Source organism: Clostridium sp. 1001270J_160509_D11 (assembly GCF_015667935.1).
Classification (GTDB): Bacteria; Bacillota; Clostridia; order Peptostreptococcales; family Peptostreptococcaceae; genus Intestinibacter.
The window spans coordinates 1-4,821 of sequence record NZ_JADPET010000183.1 but is presented as its reverse complement, the minus strand read 5'-3'; the positions used below and the strand labels follow the sequence as shown (position 1 = coordinate 4,821).

General features: G+C 30.1%; 3 protein-coding genes. 1 reads left to right on the top strand and 2 read right to left on the bottom strand.

The features are described from left to right. Positions 1-70 precede the first annotated feature (70 nt). A complete protein-coding gene (gene nrdG / locus I4U58_RS12685; protein ID WP_195931709.1) occupies positions 71-613 on the bottom strand; it encodes an anaerobic ribonucleoside-triphosphate reductase activating protein in 543 nt (180 codons plus the stop codon). A gap of 14 nt (positions 614-627) precedes the next feature. Beyond that, the gene (locus I4U58_RS12680; protein WP_195931708.1) at positions 628-2,988 is read right to left on the bottom strand and encodes an anaerobic ribonucleoside triphosphate reductase; all 2,361 of its coding nucleotides are present in this window, start codon (positions 2,986-2,988) and stop codon (positions 628-630) included. Between the two features lie 374 nt (positions 2,989-3,362). Between I4U58_RS12680 and I4U58_RS12675 the strand changes: the two genes are divergently transcribed. Next, positions 3,363-4,547 (top strand): pyridoxal phosphate-dependent aminotransferase, encoded by a 1,185-nt coding sequence (locus I4U58_RS12675; protein WP_195931707.1) that lies wholly within the window; start codon positions 3,363-3,365, stop codon positions 4,545-4,547. The last annotated feature ends 274 nt before the right edge of the window (positions 4,548-4,821 follow it).

Sequence of the window (4,821 nt, the reverse complement as noted above, 5' to 3'; positions counted from 1 at the left end):
TGATTAATATATTTATAAAAAAATAAAACCTCTCCTAATATTTAATCAAGAGAAGTTTTTACTATAAATATTATTTAGCTGTATATAATTGTTTTTCTTGCATATATTCAAATTTTAATACTGCTGTTTTGTATTTCAAACTTTTCTTTACGTCTATTATTCGTTGATTGGATGAACCCCTAAAGAGTAAACTTATGTCTCTTTTATCAAGTTCAAATCTTCCATCTACAAGTACATCTATATATTTTAATAATTCCACATTTTCAAAATAAAGCGGATTTTTTCTATCTATTAGTTCTTCAAATTTAAATCCTGTGTAACTCCAAACATCTAAATTCATATTTTTTGCTTCTTTTGCAATTTCAACTAATGGTGCAGGCTGTAAAAACGGCTCTCCTCCTGAAAGGGTTATTCCCTGTTGTAATTTTAAAGATGCCATTTTATTGATTATTTCTTTTGTGTCTACTTCATACCCTTTTGTTAAACTATGAGTTTGTGGATTGTGACATCCTTTACAGTTATGTTTACAACCTTGTGTCCATATTACCATTCTAAGTCCAGGTCCATCAACTATACTGTCACATATTACAGGAGATGCTATTCTTAGTTTCATTTTGCTCCCCCCTTTTAAATTCTGGTATGTTTTACTCTGTCTCTTACTTCTGCTTTTTTAGCATCATTAAATCGATCTACTGTCCCTACTAAATAACCTGTTATCCTTCTTATTCTTTCGAATTTTATATCACTTTCTTCTTCATTACGTCCACAAACAGGGCACACAGTACCAGGTATCACACCTGAAAATCCGCATACAGGATCTCTATCTACTGGATGATTTACGCTACCATATCCTATGCCCATTTCTTTCATACTTCTAATAATTGTTTCAAAAGCTTGTAAATTGTTTGAAGTATCGCCATCTAGCTCAACATAAGTTATATGACCACCATTAGTTAATTCATGGTATGGTGCCTCTATTTTTATCTTGTTAAAAGCTGATATATTATAGTATACAGGCACATGGAACGAATTAGTATAATATTCTTTATCTGTTATTCCTGTTATTTCCCCATATATCTTCTTATCTATTTCTGTGAAACGTCCTGAAAGCCCCTCTGCAGGAGTTGCTATAAGTGAGAAGTTTAATTTATATTTCTCTGTCGCCTCATCTATTCTTTTTCTCATGTGTGAAACTATTTTTAAGCCTAATTCTTGTGCATCTTCACTTTCACCATGATGTTTTCCTGTTAAAGCTATTAAACATTCTGCTAATCCTATAAATCCTACTGTTAATGTACCTTGTTTTATTACTTCTTTTAGTGTATCTTCTGGAGAAAGGTTATCTGATCCTCTCCATATTCCTTGCCCCATTAAAAACGGAAAGTTCTTCACTCTCTTATTTCCTTGAATCTCCATTCTTTCAAGAAGTTGATCTATTACTAAATCTATCTTTTCATCTAATTCATTAAAAAAGCCATCTAAATCTTTTTTTGTTCGTCCATTTACTATTCCATACTTAATTCCTAATCTAGGTAAGTTAATAGTAGTAAATGATAGGTTCCCTCTACCACTTGCAACCTCTTCACCACAAACATTGCCCATTACTCTAGTTCTACAACCCATATATGTTGTTTCAGTTTCTGGTTTACCTGGTATATACGTTTTTAAATTAAATGGAGCATCTAAGAAACTAAAGTTAGGAAATAATCTTTTTGCAGAAACTCTACACGATAATTTGAATAAATCATAATTAGGGTCTTCTGGATTTAAATTAACCCCTTCTTTAACTTTAAATATTAATATAGGGAATATCGCAGTTTCTCCATTACCTAATCCTTTTTCTAATGATAATAATAAGTTTTTACTTACCATTCTTCCTTCTGGTGATGTATCTGTACCAAAGTTTATACTTGAAAATGGCACTTGTGCACCTGCTCTTGAATGCATTGTATTTAAATTATGAATAAATCCTTCCATAGACTGATATGTTTGTCTATCTGTCTCCTTATACGCCTCATCATATGCAAAGTTTTGGATTGATACTGCTAAAGGTTCTTCTATATTAAATGTTTCTATTAATTTTTCTTTTTCAATGTATAGGTAATCTGGATTTTTTTCTAAGCCTACTTTTTTATTTGAACTCTTTTCAGTATCATACACAATGTCTTTTACTGCTCTTTTATCATCTATACCCTTTAATAATTTTAATCCCTTATTTAAATTAGCTATATATAACTTTCTAAAAGTCTTGTATACACCTTTAGCCAAATTATAATCAAAAAATGGTATACTTTGTCCCCCATGCTGATCATTTTGATTGCTTTGGATTGCAATTGCTGCTAATGCGCCATAACTCATTATGCTATTTGGCTCTCTTAAAAATCCATGACCAGTAGAAAATCCACCTTCAAATAATTTATCTAGGTCTATTTGGCAGCATGTTAAAGTCCCCATATTTAAAAAGTCCATATCGTGTATGTGTATTTCCCCTGTGTCGTGTGCTTGAGCATGCTCTGGTTTGATAACAAAAGTTTTGCAAAACTCCTTAGACACAGTACTACCATATTGGAGCATAGTCCCCATAGCAGTATTACCATCTATATTTGCATTTTCTCTTTTAATATTTGCATTACTAGCATCTTCAAATGTTATTTTTTCTATAGCCTTCATCAATCTAGATCTTGAATTCCTTATTCTACTTCTTTCATTCCTATAAAGAATAAATGCCTCACTAGTCTTTGCATGGCCTGTTTCAATAAGTACCTTTACTACCGTATCTTGTATATCCTCAACAGTAGGTATTTCATCAACAAATTTTTTATTTAACAAATTAACTACTTGTGCAGATAAACCTTCTGCTATTTCATAGTTTGGCTGTGTATCCTCCTTTTCTGCCACTTCACTTGCTGCTGAAAATATAGCTTTTGTTATACAATCCTTATCAAAAATGACCTTTCTCCCATCTCTTTTTCTTATATATTCTATCAATTCCCGTTCCCCCTCAAACCACAATATATTGTGGTTTATTTTTACACTTTATACTATATATAGTATTTTTATTTAAAAAAATTCCCCTTAATTTAAAGGGGTTCTAAATATTTTGTATTTACTTTAAGGATAGCGAATTTCCATATTCTCGTCAATAACAATTCGCCTATTATATAACTTTTTCCTGTAATATATTTTCTAAAGCTTAGTAATTGTAATGCTTACAAAAAAAGTTCAAAATTTTTTAAAAATCTTTGCACATTTTACATATAGTTTTATTTTTATTCTGTAAATTTGTCCCAATTTAATATATTATATTTAATATATATATAATATACATATTTTGACATAAAATTAGGGAGGTAATAAATAATATGCTATCAAAAAGACTTGATGTTATAACACCATCACGCACAGTTGGGATAAGCTCTAAAGTAAAAGAGATGAAATCACAAGGTATAGATGTATTGAATCTGAGCGTTGGGGAACCAGATTTTAATGTTCCAGAAAAGGCTAAAGAATGTGGTATAAAATCTCTAAATGATAATATCACTAAATATGATTTAGTCCCTGGATTAACTATATTAAGAGAAGAAATAAGCAAAAAATTATTAGAAGAAAATAATTGTCACTATGCTCCAGACGAAATAGTTGTTACTAGTGGTGCTAAAATGGCGATAACAAATACATTAATGGCTGTTACTGATCCAGGAGATGAAGTTTTATTAGTGAAACCTTATTGGGTTAGTTATTCTGAAATGACTAAGTTAGTAAATGCTGTCCCAGTTGCTATAGAAACTGATAAAGCTAATGATTTTAAATTAACTGGAGAAATTTTAGAAAAATATATAACAGATAAAACAAAAATGCTTATATTAAATAATCCATGTAATCCTACAGGAGCTATTTATACAAAAGAAGAGTTACTTGATATATGTAACGTTTGTTTAAAACACAATGTATATATATTAGCTGATGAAATTTATGAAAGAATATGCTTTAGTGGGGAATTTGTTTCTGTTGCATCATTAAATGATGAAATAAGAGATATTACTATAACAGTGAATGGATTTGCCAAATCAGCCGCTTTAACAGGTACTAGATTGGGCTATTTAGCAGTTCCAAGAGAGCTTGCTAAAAATATAAGTGCTATACAAGGTCATTTAGTATCACATCCTTGCTTAGCAGCTCAATATATTGGTTATGGTGCTTTAAAATATTGTAAAGAAGATATCGACAATATGGTTGAAGCTTATAGAAAAAGACGCGATTTAGTAACAGGTAGACTTAATAAAATACAAAACTTAGCATATATTTATCCACAAGGTGCATTCTATGTGTTTATAGATATATCAAAACTAAAAGGAAAATTTGAATATAAAGAAAGTTTATCATCTGATTTTTGCGATAAATTTTTAGAAAAATATAAAGTTGCAATTGTTCCAGGTATAGCTTTTGGCATAGATGAGTATGTTCGTATATCTTTTGCTTGTAGCGAAGAAGTATTTATGGAAGCTCTAGATAGATTAGATAAGTTTGTGCAGGAAATAATGGCATAAATTTTAATGATATAAATAAAAACCATCCTTTTATACTATATATTTTATAGTGTTAAAAGAATGGTTTTTTTATGTAAGAAGATTAATCTTATTTATTAGATAACTTCTCCTTAATATTTTGTTGTATATTAAAGTAGTATTTTAATTTTTATGTTAGCTTCATGTGAGTATAATCTCTTTTAAAACAACAAAAAAAGATTACGTGGCTACGTCTTACTCTCCCAGGCGGTTGCCCACCAAGTACCATCAGCGCTCAGGAGCTTAACTTCTGTGT

What these genes read in the sequence shown, in the direction of transcription:
- nrdG (WP_195931709.1), bottom strand. Translation starts at nt 613, where the DNA reads ATGAAACTAAGAATAGCATCTCCTGTAATATGTGACAGTATAGTTGAT.
- I4U58_RS12675 (WP_195931707.1), top strand. Translation starts at nt 3,363, where the DNA reads ATGCTATCAAAAAGACTTGATGTTATAACACCATCACGCACAGTTGGG.